The organism is Enterococcus sp. AAFC-DPL-5182 (assembly GCF_058216605.1).
The window spans coordinates 3,580,379-3,595,592 of sequence record NZ_CM177101.1 but is presented as its reverse complement, the minus strand read 5'-3'; the positions used below and the strand labels follow the sequence as shown (position 1 = coordinate 3,595,592).

Annotated in this window: 13 protein-coding genes; 12 read left to right on the top strand and 1 reads right to left on the bottom strand. The window is 35.1% G+C overall.

The genetic code is table 11. The features are described 5' to 3' along the window. The first annotated feature begins 85 nt into the window (after window positions 1-85). The 7 genes from AC4BB7_RS16890 (at window position 86) to AC4BB7_RS16860 (ending at window position 10,153) form a co-directional block, all read left to right on the top strand. Window positions 86-1,534, top strand: coding sequence for an oligosaccharide flippase family protein (locus tag AC4BB7_RS16890; protein WP_490483835.1), 1,449 nt, complete (start codon window positions 86-88; stop codon window positions 1,532-1,534). Continuing rightward, complete coding sequence (locus AC4BB7_RS16885; protein WP_490483834.1) at window positions 1,491-2,801, top strand: nucleotide sugar dehydrogenase; 1,311 nt, start codon at window positions 1,491-1,493, stop codon at window positions 2,799-2,801. The genes AC4BB7_RS16890 and AC4BB7_RS16885 overlap by 44 nt, the downstream gene beginning before the upstream one ends. Before the next feature lie 159 nt (window positions 2,802-2,960). Continuing rightward, window positions 2,961-3,758, top strand: coding sequence for a TIGR00282 family metallophosphoesterase (locus AC4BB7_RS16880; protein WP_086314600.1), 798 nt, complete (start codon window positions 2,961-2,963; stop codon window positions 3,756-3,758). Window positions 3,759-3,943: 185 nt separating this feature from the next. Then, entirely contained in the window at window positions 3,944-5,452 is a 1,509-nt protein-coding gene (locus AC4BB7_RS16875) for a helix-turn-helix domain-containing protein (RefSeq protein ID WP_490483833.1), read from the top strand. A gap of 280 nt (window positions 5,453-5,732) precedes the next feature. Further along, on the top strand, window positions 5,733-8,138 hold the full coding sequence (locus tag AC4BB7_RS16870; RefSeq protein ID WP_490483832.1) for a MucBP domain-containing protein: 2,406 nt from the start codon (window positions 5,733-5,735) through the stop codon (window positions 8,136-8,138). Between the two features lie 289 nt (window positions 8,139-8,427). Next, window positions 8,428-9,012 (top strand): WxL domain-containing protein, encoded by a 585-nt coding sequence (locus tag AC4BB7_RS16865; RefSeq protein ID WP_086314596.1) that lies wholly within the window; start codon window positions 8,428-8,430, stop codon window positions 9,010-9,012. Window positions 9,013-9,094: 82 nt separating this feature from the next. Then, window positions 9,095-10,153 carry a WxLIP family cell surface protein gene (locus AC4BB7_RS16860; protein ID WP_490483831.1) on the top strand — a complete coding sequence of 353 codons (1,059 nt, stop codon included), beginning with the start codon at window positions 9,095-9,097 and terminating at the stop codon, window positions 10,151-10,153. An 857-nt stretch (window positions 10,154-11,010) separates the two neighbouring features. On the opposite strand, the gene AC4BB7_RS16855 is transcribed toward AC4BB7_RS16860, so the two are convergent. Next, window positions 11,011-11,283, bottom strand: a complete 273-nt coding sequence (locus tag AC4BB7_RS16855; protein WP_490483830.1) for a hypothetical protein — start codon at window positions 11,281-11,283, stop codon at window positions 11,011-11,013. 945 nt (window positions 11,284-12,228) lie between these two features. Between AC4BB7_RS16855 and AC4BB7_RS16850 the strand changes: the two genes are divergently transcribed. The 5 genes from AC4BB7_RS16850 to AC4BB7_RS16830 all read left to right on the top strand — a co-directional run bounded on the left by AC4BB7_RS16850 (window position 12,229) and on the right by AC4BB7_RS16830 (window position 15,212). Beyond that, a complete protein-coding gene (locus AC4BB7_RS16850) occupies window positions 12,229-12,519 on the top strand; it encodes a TIGR04197 family type VII secretion effector (RefSeq protein WP_490483829.1) in 291 nt (96 codons plus the stop codon). After that, on the top strand, window positions 12,516-12,890 hold the full coding sequence (locus AC4BB7_RS16845; RefSeq protein ID WP_490483828.1) for a hypothetical protein: 375 nt from the start codon (window positions 12,516-12,518) through the stop codon (window positions 12,888-12,890). The genes AC4BB7_RS16850 and AC4BB7_RS16845 overlap by 4 nt, the downstream gene beginning before the upstream one ends. Next, complete coding sequence (locus AC4BB7_RS16840; RefSeq protein ID WP_490483827.1) at window positions 12,880-14,199, top strand: T7SS effector LXG polymorphic toxin; 1,320 nt, start codon at window positions 12,880-12,882, stop codon at window positions 14,197-14,199. Before AC4BB7_RS16845 ends, AC4BB7_RS16840 begins: the two co-directional genes overlap by 11 nt. An 18-nt stretch (window positions 14,200-14,217) precedes the next feature. Then, window positions 14,218-14,604 (top strand): hypothetical protein, encoded by a 387-nt coding sequence (locus AC4BB7_RS16835; RefSeq protein WP_490483826.1) that lies wholly within the window; start codon window positions 14,218-14,220, stop codon window positions 14,602-14,604. Between the two features lie 239 nt (window positions 14,605-14,843). Next, window positions 14,844-15,212, top strand: coding sequence for a YlbF family regulator (locus tag AC4BB7_RS16830; RefSeq protein WP_490483825.1), 369 nt, complete (start codon window positions 14,844-14,846; stop codon window positions 15,210-15,212). The last annotated feature ends 2 nt before the right edge of the window (window positions 15,213-15,214 follow it).

Genomic DNA, 15,214 nt, shown 5'->3' with positions numbered 1-15,214 from the left:
CTATAGGAGTTAGGACAAGCCTTATAAAAAGACTTGTTGAGCAGAGCTAAATGGTGTTGAAAATGAAAATAACGGAGAGTAACAAATGAGAAAAAATTATTTTTCAGTGATGCTGTTTCAATTGTTAACGGTTATCGCTCCGTTGGTATCCATGCCCTATATTGCCAGAAAATTAGGACCTGAGATGATTGGTAGGGACGCTTTTGTCGGATCGATCGTACAAATTTTTTTAGTTGTTGTCATCCTAAGCGTTGATACTTATGGAAAAAAACAAATCGCTCAAAGCGAAAACGCAAACGATGTATTTCTGGAAGTGTATAGTATTCAACTTTTCAACACACTGATTGTTATGTTGGTTTATTTTCTCTTTATTTTTGTCTACCAAAGATATACTTCTTTATTTTTATTTTATAGTATTACTCTATTTAGTACAGGAATTGATTGCGCTTGGTATTTTATTGGGAAAGAACAAATATCACGAGTGATGTATCGCAATATTTTTATTAAATTATTAAATTTATTGGCGATCTTTTTATTTATCAAAGGTAGCGGTGATTTATGGTTATATATTTTATTGAATGGGTGTTCATTACTTATTGGCCAAGTTGTTATTATTAAAGAATTGTTGAATGATGTAGGTAAATTTCGTTTAACGACCAACAATTGGAAAAGCCATTTTCCTTTTATTCTTACGCTATTTATTGTGCCTTCGATGGGGCTGATCTATACATCTGTAAATAAAATTTTGTTAGCTTTTTTTGTTAGTGAAATTGAGATGGGATACTATAATCAAGCCTATAAATTATATGTGATGATCGTAGGTTTTATGACCGCATTTTCTTCCATCTTGATTCCTAGGATTGCTCTTCATTTCATAAAAAAAGAGCATAATCACGTAAAAAGATACATTGATCTTTCTATACAGTTAGTATTACTCATAACCCTACCGTTTATTGTAGGTGTTTTCTTGTGCGGTAAAGAATTTATTGAACTCTTTTTAGGGGAAAGTTTTTCAGCTACTTATCAGGTGTTGATCATCTTTGCTCCTTGTTTCTTAGTGAAATGTTTAGTGGATATTTTAGGCGTTCAGTATTTGGTTATAGCAAATAGGCAAAAAGAATACGCAGCTTCAGTTGTATTAGGGGCGATTATGAGTGTGAGTACCTGTTATCTTTTCTTATCTATGGGATTAGGTTTTCGGGCACCAGCAGTGGCTTTATTAATAGGAAATGTTTGTACATTACTTAGCGAATTGTATGTAACAAGGAGGGTCTATTCTATTCGTTATTTATGTAAAATGTTTTTGAAGTATGGCAGCATTAGTTTGTTTATGGGTACTTTTATTTATCTGTTAGGAACACAGCTTACAGAATATACAACTTTGAAGGCCTTTAGTATAAAAGTTTCATTAGGTTTGGTGATATATGTGGGAACTTTATTGCTGATTGGAGATTCAAGTATAAAAGTTTTATTTAAAAAGGATGAAAAAAATGAAAAACAACCTATTAAAAAAAATAGAGAACCGTACTGCTAAGATTGGTATTATTGGACTAGGCTATGTTGGTTTGCCGTTAGCAGTAGCCTTTGCGAAAACAGGCTTTATTGTTCAAGGCTACGATCAAGATGCTCAGAAAATAGCTGTGTTAAAAAAAGGTGAATCAGATGTTATCGATATTCAAGCAGAACAATTAAAACCGCTAATTCTTAATAAGCAACTAAAAGTAAGTATGTCAAAAGAGTCTTTATCAGGTATGGATGTTCTCCTTATTTGTGTACCTACACCTCTAAATGAGCATTATGAACCGAATGTATCAGCGATCGAAAGCGCTGTTCAGACAATTATTCAAGAGTGGTCAGATGAGATGCTTATCATTTTAGAAAGTACAACGTATCCTGGTTCATCTAGAGAACTTATTTATGATGTGTTATTGAAAACAGGCAAGTTGGACAAAGACTTTCTGGTTGCGTATTCACCAGAACGAGTTGATCCTGGCAACCAAACATTTAATGTTGAAAATACGCCAAAAGTTGTTGGCGGCATCAATCAGGATTCTTTAGAAGTGACATCAGCTTTATATGAAACGATAGTTGAACAGGTGGTTCCAGTTTCTTCAACCGAAGTTGCTGAGATGAGTAAGTTGCTTGAAAATACGTTTAGAACAATCAATATTGCCTTTGTAAATGAAATGCTGCAGCTTTGCGAAAGTTTCGGAATCGATGTTTGGGAGGCAATTGATGCGTCAAGTACGAAACCGTTTGGCTTTATGAGGTTTTTACCCGGACCTGGTGTGGGGGGACATTGTATTCCTTTAGATCCGATGTATCTGTCGTGGAAAGCCAAAGAAAATAATTTTTTTAGCAAATTTATTGAAATTGCTCATGAAATCAATCATAAAATGTCAGATTATCTTATGGTAAAAATTATGGAGCTGTTAAATAAACAGAAAAAATCAGTGAAAGGATCAAAGATTTTATTATTGGGAATGGCTTATAAAGAAAATATAGATGATTTGAGAGAGTCGCCTAGTTTGGAAATCTACGAAAATTTAACTAAGCTAGAGGCCGTTGTCGATTTTTGTGATCCTTTAGTAAAAGAATTTCGTGATAAAAAAGGGGCGATTCAAGAAACGATTCCGTTGGATTATGATGTATTTGGAACCTATGATTTGGTCGTTGCCCTGGTCTCTCATGATTGCTTTGACAAAAAGGCCGTAATCAATAAAGTAACCTTGATTTTGGATACAAAGAATATTTTTAAAAATGAAGAATCTAATAATGTAGTGAAAATGGGTGGATCGTAAGTCATGAATAATAGTAGAAATACCATAAAAATTTTTAGAAAATAATAAGGAAATGAACGCAGGGAAAAGCTAGTATAACGCAATAAAGGACCAGCCCTTTCCTTCCATCCCAAAAACCTCTATAATAACAATAGAAATCAAAAGAGAAGAGGAAGTTTTTTGCGTATATTATTTATAGGAGATGTGGTAGGTTCACTAGGCCGAGATACGATCACCACTTATTTACCCAAGCTGAAGAAAAAATATCGTCCCCAAGTAACGATACTGAATGGGGAAAATGCGGCAGCAGGTCGAGGCATCACGGGTAAGATTTATAAGAAGTTTTTACAAGACGGCGTAGATGTTGTCACATTAGGTAATCACACGTGGGACAATAAAGAAATCTTCGAATTTATCGATGACGCTAAAAAAATGCTTCGGCCAGCTAACTTTCCAGAAGGCACACCAGGCCAAGGCATGGTTTTTGTCAAAGTCAATCAGCTAGAATTAGCTGTCATCAATATGCAGGCGCGTGTTTTTATGGCAGATATCGATGATCCATTTCGTAAAGCAGAGGAATTGGTAGCTGAAGCGCGCAAGCGGACGCCATTGATTTTTGTTGATTTTCATGGAGAAACAACTAGTGAGAAGCAAGCAATGGGCTGGTTTTTAGATGGACAAGTCAGTGCAGTTGTAGGCACGCATACGCATGTCCAAACGAATGATGCTAGAATTTTACCAGAAGGCACGGCTTTTCTAAGTGATGTGGGGATGACCGGACCCTATGACGGCATATTAGGGATGAAGCGCGGACCGATTATTGAAAAGTTCAGAACGGCGTTGCCAAAACGTTTTGAAGTTGTTGAAGAAGGCCGGAGTGTCTTATCAGCTTGTGTGATTGATATCGATGATCAGACAGGAAGAGCGAAAAAAATTGAACCCATCCAGATCAGCGAAGATCGTCCATTTGAAGAATAAGTAGCTTAATTGATTGAAATACAAAAAAAGAGACCGAAGTACAAACTCCACTCAATAAAAGGAGTTGCTTCAGGCTCTTTTTATTTGAGTTGGCAAATCTGTGAGCATTTATGAACCAGAGTGTAGCAATTTGCTTTATAATGAAGAAAATAATCAGAGTACAAAGACTAAGACAGGAGGCATCTATGCGAAATTCATTTATGGGGAAAAAAGAACGGATGAAGTTTGATCTATTCAAATCGATTGTTTTCTCGAAAAATGGGTTGAGCTTTAATGAGTTGATGCAAAAGCATACTCTTACGAAAAGTACCTTGAGTAGATATATCAATGATTTAGCGCAGGAGGTAGAAGAGACCTTTGATGGACAAGTTCATTTAGTCCAAAATGCTCAGACTGGAACATATCAAATCGAAACATCTGAACCGTACAGTATTGGCTATCTGGTGGACTATATTCATTTGTTTTTTGTCAAAAAAAGTGGTGTTTTTTTCATTTTAGATGGGATGTTAAAAAATCATTATAGTTCAATTGAGGCAATGGCTCTTGATTTTCATATGAGTAGTTCAGCGCTCTACAAACAAATACGGGAGCTAAAACAAATGTTAGTTCCTTTTGGCGGGAAAATTTCATTTGATAAAGAAGCTAGTCCATTGACAGGTAATGAAGTCGGGATTCGTCTTTTTGCTTTTTATTCATACTGGTCAATTTTTAAATCAACGGAGTATGATAATAAGAATTACTCAGCTTCATGGTGGGAAATCAAAGAATTTGAGGAATATTTTGATCATACAGCATCATTATCAGAATCTCAACGAGCGAAATTGCGTTTTATTCAATTGATTACATTAAAAAGGGCTGTCAGGCAAAAAAATCCTATAGAGATATCAGAAAGCTTTTTATCTGATATTGTCTATTTTGATACGAAAGATTCGGAATTGTTGCCAGTGCTGAAGCAACGATTATCAATGGAGGATTACCATAAAGAACGAGCGTTATTGCTATATGCGACTAGAGGTTTGATTTACAATTTGGATTCAATGGAAACCAAAAAGAAAATTGTTGAAAACTATCAACAGTCATCACTAGAGATTGCAGAATACACGACAAAATTAATGGCAGAGATTCAAAAAGAATTCAACTTAGAATACAGCGAAGAAGGATATGTTAATTTTTATTTTTATCTGCTTATTTTATTGATCTATATCAAACATATCAATATTGATATTTCCGGCTACTATAAAAATGGATTGTCGTTTCATTCCATCATCGATTACGATGAAACGAGCGTGGAAATTTTCAGTAAGATTGAGAAAGTGATCGAGCAGCAGGAATTTTATTCTAAAATAAACAAGAAATCGTTGAAAGGTGTCATGTCGATTCTTACACTAACAATCTACTCAGGTATTTATTTAAATAAAAAAGCGGGGAGTATGTCAATTTGTGTTATCTTTAACAATAACTTGATCTTGGCAGATGGTATCAAAAAAATTATTCTAGATATTTATAATCGGGAACGAATTATTTTTACGAACGACGTATTGACAGCTGATCTAGTTATTTCGGATTCATATGAGATTGTAAATCCTAAGACAGAATATTTTTATTTTGATGAGCAGTTGAATCCTGAACAATGGGGGAAAATGATCGACGCAATCAATGATATTTTTTACAAAACGATTTTTTCTGTGTCGTAGACAATACTTGTTAAAAGTGGAATGTATATTATTTATCGCTGAATTCTCACTATTTTATCTTATTTTTAGAGTTGGAACAGAACAGTTGAATGTTTTGTTTCAGCTCTTTTTTGCATGCTGTTAAAGGGTTTTTGAATAAAAAACCGTTGTTTTTTTAATTTTGAAACAGATTGTTTCAGAAATATATAAATTTTTTCTGAAAAAAATTGTATTATTTCATAGTAGTCAAGAAGTTGCTTAGCAGGTATTGCTTAATGAAATAAGCAGATAGGAGAAATCGATGAAAAAAAACATGTTTCGTTTACTCATTTTGTTTTTCTGTCTTTTATATAATGTAAGTTCGATGGATAAGGTTTTCGCTGAAACGACTGTACCACCTGATAGCTATCCACTAGGTGTTTCAACAAAAACGAATTTGACGGCTGGCGGTACACTTTATTTTAATACCGATCAATTGCAAGACAAACAGCTTGTAGGACAATTTCTAGCAAAAAATATAACGTCTAATGGCTCCTCTGGTTTGTCAGACGGTGGCTTTCAAAATTACCAACATTCACTACGTCAGTGGGACTTGGAACAAATCGATCCGGGAGTTGTTTCTGAAACGGTCACGGGGAGTGATATCATTCGTTGGTATGCTAACGCAACAAGTTTTAAGTATGTTGATGGTCAAGATTTACATTATTATATAGGAAGTTTACCAACGGAAAAGGAAATGAATGATGCATTACAATATTATCCTGCTTTGCGGGAAAATTTTTCGAAACGAATATATAAGGACTCACTTGACTCATTTCCATCATTCACGGATAACGGCATTTCGAACTTTTCCCAAGTGACAGGAAATATTCAGAGTGTCAGCGATTATTACGCAGCACTGACCGATACAGAACAGTCAACGGTTTATAATTCGGCAGTTCAAACAGCTGAAATAAACACCGAGCAAAAAGTAGTGAACCCGAATGACTGGGGCGGACAGTCATCTATTCAGATCAATATCGCCTTGAAAAAAGGGGCGACGGAACAGGCAGTGGTGATTGTCGATGTGGATGGACAAATCGATCATTTCAAAACGGCACAGGATATTTCGATCAATTATACAAATTACGATCCAGATACGATGTTGCCGCCGTATTTATTTATTAACTATAAACATTTTCCATCTTTTAATTTCAGTGGCAGTACCTTCTTTCATGCGACAGCCTATCCTAGTTTGCCCGGTGATGAAGAATACAGTTTTGAAGGAAATAAAGGTGTCTTTTTTGAAAGAAAATATGCGGACAAAGCAATGCCATTGATAAAATCAGATAGCCATACAATTTCTGAAGAGTTAAAAGAAAAAACGTATAAAACGGCAACTCATCTTGTTCACAATTTTAATGATGAAGAAAAAGAAATTCAATTTAGAAGCAACGCTTCATTATTTATAGGAACAGTCTTAGCACCGCGAACTTCTGTGACCCTTGATGATACACAGGGACGAGTGTTAGGAAGCGTGATTTCAGGCTACGATATCCATACGAATATGTCGATTGATACGGAAGAAAGTACAGCGATGTTTGATTATGATGATTTCCCAGGATTGGGAGACATTGCAGGTGGTGAAGAGCTTGAAGCACCAGTGAAAACTGGGGACCATTTCACTTATACAGGGAATGACAAGCGACACTTATACACGATTGCTCAAAAAATTCCGGCTTATTCATCTCGATTTCCGATTCAATCAGTCAAAATCACAGATGCTTTATCAAATTTACTAGACGTTTCATCAGAGGACATTACGATCAATGATGAAACAGGAAATAACGCTATTGATTATTTTTCGTTTAGTAAAAATGCAGAAAATGAACTACAGATTGAAGCAAAACCAGAAAGTTTAGCGGATGAAGCCTTTTATGGAAAGACCTATACGATTGAGCTGAACGGCACTTTAAATCCAACTCAAGAAGATATATCTGATCCTAGTGTCAACCAACTTCTGATTCCAAATACAGCCATAACGACTGTAAATGACGAAGTTAAACTTAGTAATGAAGCGCAACTTGAAGCTGACTTTGTTCAAGGCGAACCAGTTGTTGTAACCTATTTAAATGAAGACGGACAAGAGATTGCGCCATCCGAAATATTGAATGGCAAAATCAGCCAACCCTATCAGACTGAAGCAAAAGAAATTCCAGGCTATACGCTGACAGCCGCACCACCAAATGCGACAGGGACTTTCTCGAGCGAAGGACAAACAGTGGTGTATAACTATCAAGGACACTTAAGTTTTTCTACTGTACCAACGAAAATTAGTTTTGGAACCCATGCATTATCTAGTAAAGATGAAGAGTATAAGATTGAATCTAAGGATCAAGACATCATCGTAAAAGATACACGGACCTTAGGCTCCAATTGGCAGTTAAGAGCGACTTTAACCAAACCACTGACTGGAAATAAAACACAGCATACACTGAGCGATGCTTTATTTTATGTAAAAGACGGGAAAACAGTGCCAATCCATACAAACACATCTGCGATCATTGAATCAGCAGTCACAACGACTCATGAGGATTACAACATAAGTCATGACTGGGAAACCTCAAATGATGGTTTGAAAGTATCTGTGAAATCAGGGGACGCATTAGCTGATCAATATTCTGGAGAAATCAGTTGGGAACTTTACGATGTTGTTGCAAATGATTGAAAGGTGCCAAACTGTGAAAAATAAGAAAAGAAAATGGCTCAAACTATTCGTAATCAGTGGTTATTTGATCTATTTCAGCATAATGGACATAAGTTATGCAAAAGAAAATTCAAAAACTACAGTTGGATTTTATGAAGTGAACGAAAAAGAACCAGACAAAACGAGTCTGTTGCCCCAGACGGGTGAAGATCCAACGAATAATGTGTTTCTAATAAGTGGAATATCCATTCTGTTGTTTATAACAGGGATGATATCATATAGAATTTTAAAGAATGAGGAGAGAATTTAAATGAAAACAAACAAAATTTTAGTAGGAATTGCCGCAATATCAATGATTTTTAGTACAAGCATGGTCGTAAATGCAGAAGAAATGGTAGACCAAGAATCAAAAAGTGACATTGGCTTCACTGCACCAACCGAAGGCGCTTTGACACTATTAAATGTGGCTGATTTTGACTTTGGATCAAATCCAATTTCGGCAAAAGATGAAGTTTACAAAAGCAAAACAGATACAGCAACAACTGTTCAAGATATCCGCGGAACAGAAGCAGGTTGGACAGTACAAGTTGCTCAAAACGGCCAATTTAAAGCAGATAAAAAAGAATTGACAAACGCTCAAATCACATTGAAAACACCAACGATCTCAGACAAATCAACAGGTTCTGCCACTGCTAAAACAGATGTTGTGCTAAATACAGACGGTTCAAGCGCAACGATTTTAGATGCAGAAGCAGGCTTTGGTAATGGGGTAACGATCGAAAGTTTTGGTAAAGATGCTGCCGTTTTAGCCGTTCCAGGTGAAACAGTCAAAGTAGCAAAACAATATGAAACAACCTTAACATGGACATTGTTAGATCAACCAACAAATAGTTAATCGAATTTAGAAAATGGAGCGGGTTAAAAAAAGTTTATCCCGCTCCAAAACATACATAGAAATAAAAAATGGAGGAATTTACATGTTAAAACGAACACTTAAAGTTGCATTGCCGCTGATCGGGTTTGTATTCGGATGTCTGGTAGGAACACTGAATGTTTGGGCTCAAGATGCAGACTATGAAGTAAAAGCGATTCCTTCGATCAAGCAAGTAGATAAAACGAAAACCTATTTTGATTTACGACTTACTCCAGAAGAAACCCACACAGTAAAGGTCAAGGTAACAAATAAGTCCGATCAAGAACGAACGATCAATACAAAAGTTAAAACAGCCACGACTAATTCCAACGGAGTGGTTGAGTATATCAATAGTGACCAAAATCAATCAATCGATTTACCTTATGATCTAAGTAAGCTGGTCAAAGCAAATACACCTGCAATCACGTTAGCGCCTCATGAATCAAAAGAGGTTGACTATGCGATTGCAATGCCAAAAAAAGATTTTTCAGGCATCTTATCTGGTGGAATTATTTTCACAAGTGACAGTATGGAAGAAAAATCAGCAGAATCGACCGCTGATGTTGCAATCAAAAATCAATTTGGCTATGTGATCGCCCTTGTTTTACATGGTGAGAAGGAAGTCACACCTGACTTACAATTATCCAAAGTAAATCTAGGACAAATCAACAATAGAAATACCGTGTTTGCACAATTGACGAATCCTAAAGCCGCTTATTTAAACAAACTGAACGTAAATGTAAAAATCAGCAAGAAAAACACAGATAAAGTTCTCTATGAAACAGAAAAAAGTGACCTACAAATGGCGCCAAATTCTGTGTTTAACTATCCAGTAAGCTTACAAGAAACAGAATTTAAACCTGGAAAATATGTATTAGCAGTTCATGCAGAATCAAAAGGAAAAACATGGGATTTTGAAGAAGAATTTGAAATCAAAGCAACCGAAGCAAAAAAACTAAATGACCAAGCCTATATTCATCAAGATAAAAACAACTATTTGCTTTATATCATCTTATTGTTCGTTCTGTTCGTGTTGATTCTGCTTTTTGTTTTATATAGAAGAAGACAACAAAAAATCAACGCGTTAGAAGAACAATTGGCAGAGTTGAAGAAAGAGAAGTAGGAAATAGAATCGGAGGAGTGGAGACTGAGACAAAGTGTTTAGCTCTGAGAATCAAGTAGGTGCATCTACAGCTACCATTAGTCTTCGCGCAAAAATAAATGGTTCTAAACTCAATGTTTCTGTTTCAACTTAAGAATCAGGTGTATAGATTACTTCGATTCTTTGATCTCACAAGAGGTAGTCACCACCCATAATAAATGTGAAATACAAATTAATTAGAATGCAGCACATACTTACAATGTTAATTAGCATGTAAAATGTGTTGCTTTTTATTCAGTTTCATAATAATAGGTGCAAGAAATAGACTTAATGGAGCAGAGGTATTTTATGTGTGGGATTAACAGTAGCTATAGTAGATTTTTCTGGGATGTTCCTCTATTGGTCAGTAATAATGTAAAGGGAGGGAATACTGTTGAAGAAAATAAATTCAAACAAAATAATTTTATTTATTAAAGATAATTCCTTTCTAGAAACTTTCATTCCACTATTGGTCATCGTGTCTATTTACTATCTAAAAAATATTGAAAATAGTCCAAATGAGAATTTAAAAATCTACGATATTCTGTTACTTATTTTAACTTGTTTAATACTAATTCCTATTTTTATTTCTCTTATTTTATCAAGATAAATAATTTGTATCTAAAAAAACAACTTACTTGTACTTTCTCTTATTTTGATAAATTTGGGAAATATAGTAATTATAAGTATTTATTTTTAACATTTTTTTACCTTCAAAGTAAGAAAGTGACTGGAATAATAATCAGATTTTTTCTGACTATTATTCCAGACTCAGACTCTCATAGTTATGAATAAAAGCAAGACAAATACATTTAGCTTCTCTTTTATTATGCAAGTGGTCATTCGGTACTTGCTTCTTGTATTTTCGATAGTTGTTTTTTAGCAATTAAGTTGAGTTTTTCAAACTCTGTATTAAATGTTTGGAAAATCTTTGAACACGCATAATATTGCTTAACGACTTGTTTTTTATTGATCGGCGTATTCGGATTCGTAAAATACTTCTCCAAAATCGCTAATGGTTCTTGCCATGATTGTAATTGTTCAAGTGTCTCCCTAAGATCAATAATCTCTTGATAAGGAACAGCTTTGACACAAAGTGCGGGATTTTTCATAAGTGAATTCTCCTTTGTTCTAATGAATTTAAGCAACAAACAACAATTGAGAAAAAGAAAAACGATAGAGGTTGCCGCCTCCATCGTTGGGATGACTAACAGACTACAGCACGCTTCTTCTCCCATCTTGAAAAAATTTTCCGAACTGTCTAGAAATTCTTACAAAAATTAGGTACAATAAAGAAGCTAGTGCTACGGTACTAGTAATCAGGCAACTTGGATAGATAGGTCGTAATATCTATTCGGGGCTTCATTTACTGGGTGGTACCAGTGGATGAAGTGCCTATTTTTTTATTCTTTTTCTCAAATTTTATAGGATAGCAACAAAAAAACGATCACAGACTCCCTGCAATCGTTGACAATAGGCACATCAAAGAACAGCTATTTTTACTCGTTTGTACTTGGAAGGAGAAGAGTTGTGGTCTTCTGGTAGACAAAAGTATGTAAAAATAAGAATTTGATGTACACTATTGGCGATTTGCTTAAGCAGGTCGTACTGTTTAATCAAAACTTCTCTAGTTTGGTTGGTAGCCAGATCAGGAAGTGCCAATTATTTAGTTTTATCTTTAGAGGTAATAGCCACAAATCCACTCAGTTCTGGCTAAGTAAATCATTGCTCTATTCCTTGTTAATTATTTCTATCCTATGGCTATTAGTATACCCAAAGAAACAACTGTTCGCAATAAAAATTCTTACATTCCTAGATTAAATAACACTCAAAATCCTCTCCCTTATATATAAGGAAAAATAACAAAATTAATTTTTAAATACCTCCATTTTAACCTGCTTAGTAATACGATTTTTTTATCATTTGTTTGTAAATATATCCTAAAAGAAATTCAAATATGCTTAAAAGTTTTGTTTAAAAACTAAAAAGTTATATATTTCTTCATTTATGTTCGCTATAATAAAAAGATAATGATAGAAATAAAAGGGTGTATATGTATGGCAATTTCAAGTAATACAAGTATTGCAGGAGTCATTTCAGCTTCTTTCAGTCAATCCGCTAGCGCATTAAATAGTGTCAGCGCTTCAACTGTTTCATCGGGTACGAATGTTTTGGGCAATGCCAAAGCGAAACAAGCAATGAATAAATATGAGCAAGGGTTAAAGCTTTTATCTTCAAGCGTCGTTTCTGCGGGGAATAACATTCATTCCGTTGCAAAAGAATTTGAAAAAGTCGATCAGAATATTGCTCAACTAACCAACTTGAATAATTTTGGAGGTTTTCGATGAGTGATAGAGAGTATGATCAAAAAAAATATCAATTTCGCTTGCGCATAGAACAATTGCAAGAGGATCAGCTAAACAGCAAGAAAGAACAACGCCAAGTAGAAGAGCAACAAGAAGCTTTTTTCTACCTCCAACAAAAAGAGCAACAAGCCTATGAATTTATTTTAAATAGTTGTGAAGCAGAAGAACGTACTTTTTACCAAGAACGAGGAGATGAAAGCCTTTATCTAGCTAAAAAGGCGCAACGAGAGCTTGAAGAACAACAAGTTGAATTACAAAAAGAATATCGCTCGTTGTTAGATCAAGAAGAATCAATAAATGCAGAACAAACTTCTTTTTGGAAGCAAAAGGAGGGCGAGTTGAGTGGGCCTTAATTTTTATGTGAGTGAAGTTCAAGCGCAAGCCAATCAAGCATCTCGAATGAATAATCAAGCAAGCCAAGCCATTGCTTCACTACAAAGAAGTATTCAGTCATTTTTATCAGCGCCTTTATCTAGTAAAGCGTATGATTCAGCGAAAAGCTATTTCATGGTGGCTTATACACCGTTGTGTCAATCTGCTATAATGACAGGAGAAGCGCTAGAAAGTGCGAACAAACGCCTGCTTAGTGACTATCAAAGCATGGTTTGTGGAATCAATACGATCGAAGATGAAATCTTGGAACAAATCGCTCGTTTCGAAGAAGTAAAGCGAGATATTGAGCAACAAATGAGTATGGTAAAAACAACACGCCCTGATTTAGAACGGCGTTACGTGAATGCCTGTGAGACTATTGAGAAACGCCGAGAGAAATTAAGAAAGTTCCATGAATATAATACCCATTCAGCGAGTATCTTTTCTGATTACGAAGCCAGTGAAGCAGAATTTAGTACAGGTTTGAATCAAGTAGCAAACTGTAAAGCATGGAATCCAGCAACAGGAACGTTTGATATGACTCGTTTAAATATGAGTTGGGCGAAACCGATTCATAATCGGTGGCAAAAACGGGAGAGAATGAGACAAGAGAAACTGAAAAAAATTCAGGGGAAACTTGACGAAGATGTGATTCCTAAAAATAAAAAAGAATTATTTGAACATTATTATTGGTCAACAAATGCTAATGCATGGATATCTAAAAAAACTGGAAAACCAGTTCCAGGACTTTCTGGTGTAGTTAATAAAATGATGCGGACTGAACCGCCAAAGATGAATAACGAGCTATTGGAATATTATAACAGGATGGTGACAACAGGCATTGATCCGTTAACTGGTAGAAAGTTAATAGATTGGGAAATTCAACAAGCAAGACTATTACAGATAGCCACAGCATTAACACCCGCTTATCAAGCAACTGTACTTGCGAAAATGGCACCAGAAATTGAGGGTTATGGAAAAAAGAAACCAAATCCTGTTCCAGAAGCAGTTCCTAAATTAGATAATTTAGCGCCTGCTGAAATTAACCAAATGTCATTAGAGCAATTAAGAAATAGTATTCCAGAGGGGTGGAAAATTTTTGAGAACAATGGACGTGTTCATGTAAAAGATGCAGGTGGGCAAATGCGAGTACGTATTGATCCACCTGATACAATAACAGATTATCAACATATGCATGTTTATGATGATTTGGGAAATCCGTTAGATAGATTAGGGAGTATAGTTGATAGAACCAGTCCAGATGGTCATTTACCATGGAATGACAAATAAAAGATAGGAGCTATTTTTATGATGAATGAGATTCAAAAAAAAATTGATGAAATAAATTACTGGGATTTACTAGTTTTAGATGTTCAAAGTAAATATTTTGGTGATGAAGTATACGTTTATATTGAAAAAAATGATGAGTATTGTTGGAAAATAGAGTTTACTTCTTGCTATAAAGTTGCCTATGAAACTGATGCGAATTGGCGAGGTGATTTCAAAGTTAAAGATACAGGACCGAAATCTGGTTATTACGCACAAGACATTTCGTTGAACAAATACATGGAAACCGAAGGATTTACTGAATGTTCTCTTGATTTATCTATCATGACAATGACTATCATTTGCAAAGATATCATTGTTGAAGAAGCAGAAATGAAAGATGTAGCTTTTTTCTGGCAAGACAAGTAGATTTAAAAATAAATTAGATAGTTGCCGAGGAAGCACGAATTCACTAACAGCGTAACCTAACTAAAAGGGCACGCTGTTTTTCCATCCACTATTTCCAATTTCAACTATTTGCCATAAAATAAACAACAATAAATAGATTCTGTTTTCTTTTCCACAAACTGTTGATTCTGCTGGAATTATGTTAAAATAAGTAGACTTGTTTTACAACAAAATCTTACCCAGAATAAAGGTGTGAAATCATGGAGCCATCCATTGAAGATAAAAGAATCAACGAAGAATTAACAAAGTTACTGACCTTACTTGGCGAGGATGATTTGATCAAGCGTTACAAAGAACTAGAAGAAAAAGTTCAACATAACGAGAAGCTCACTGAATTAGTTGAGCAAATCAAAGCAGCACAAAAAGATGCGGTTCAATTTGCACATTATGATAAACCAGAAGCAGAAAAAGCGGCAATCAAACGAGCGGACGAACTAACGAAAGAATTTGATGAGCATCCTTTAGTTGTAGCATATCGAGAGCAACTGATGGAAGCAAACGACCTCTTACAACACGTCACAGACATGATCCAATATAGAATTAACGAAGAACTAGAGAAGGAAGGGTAACA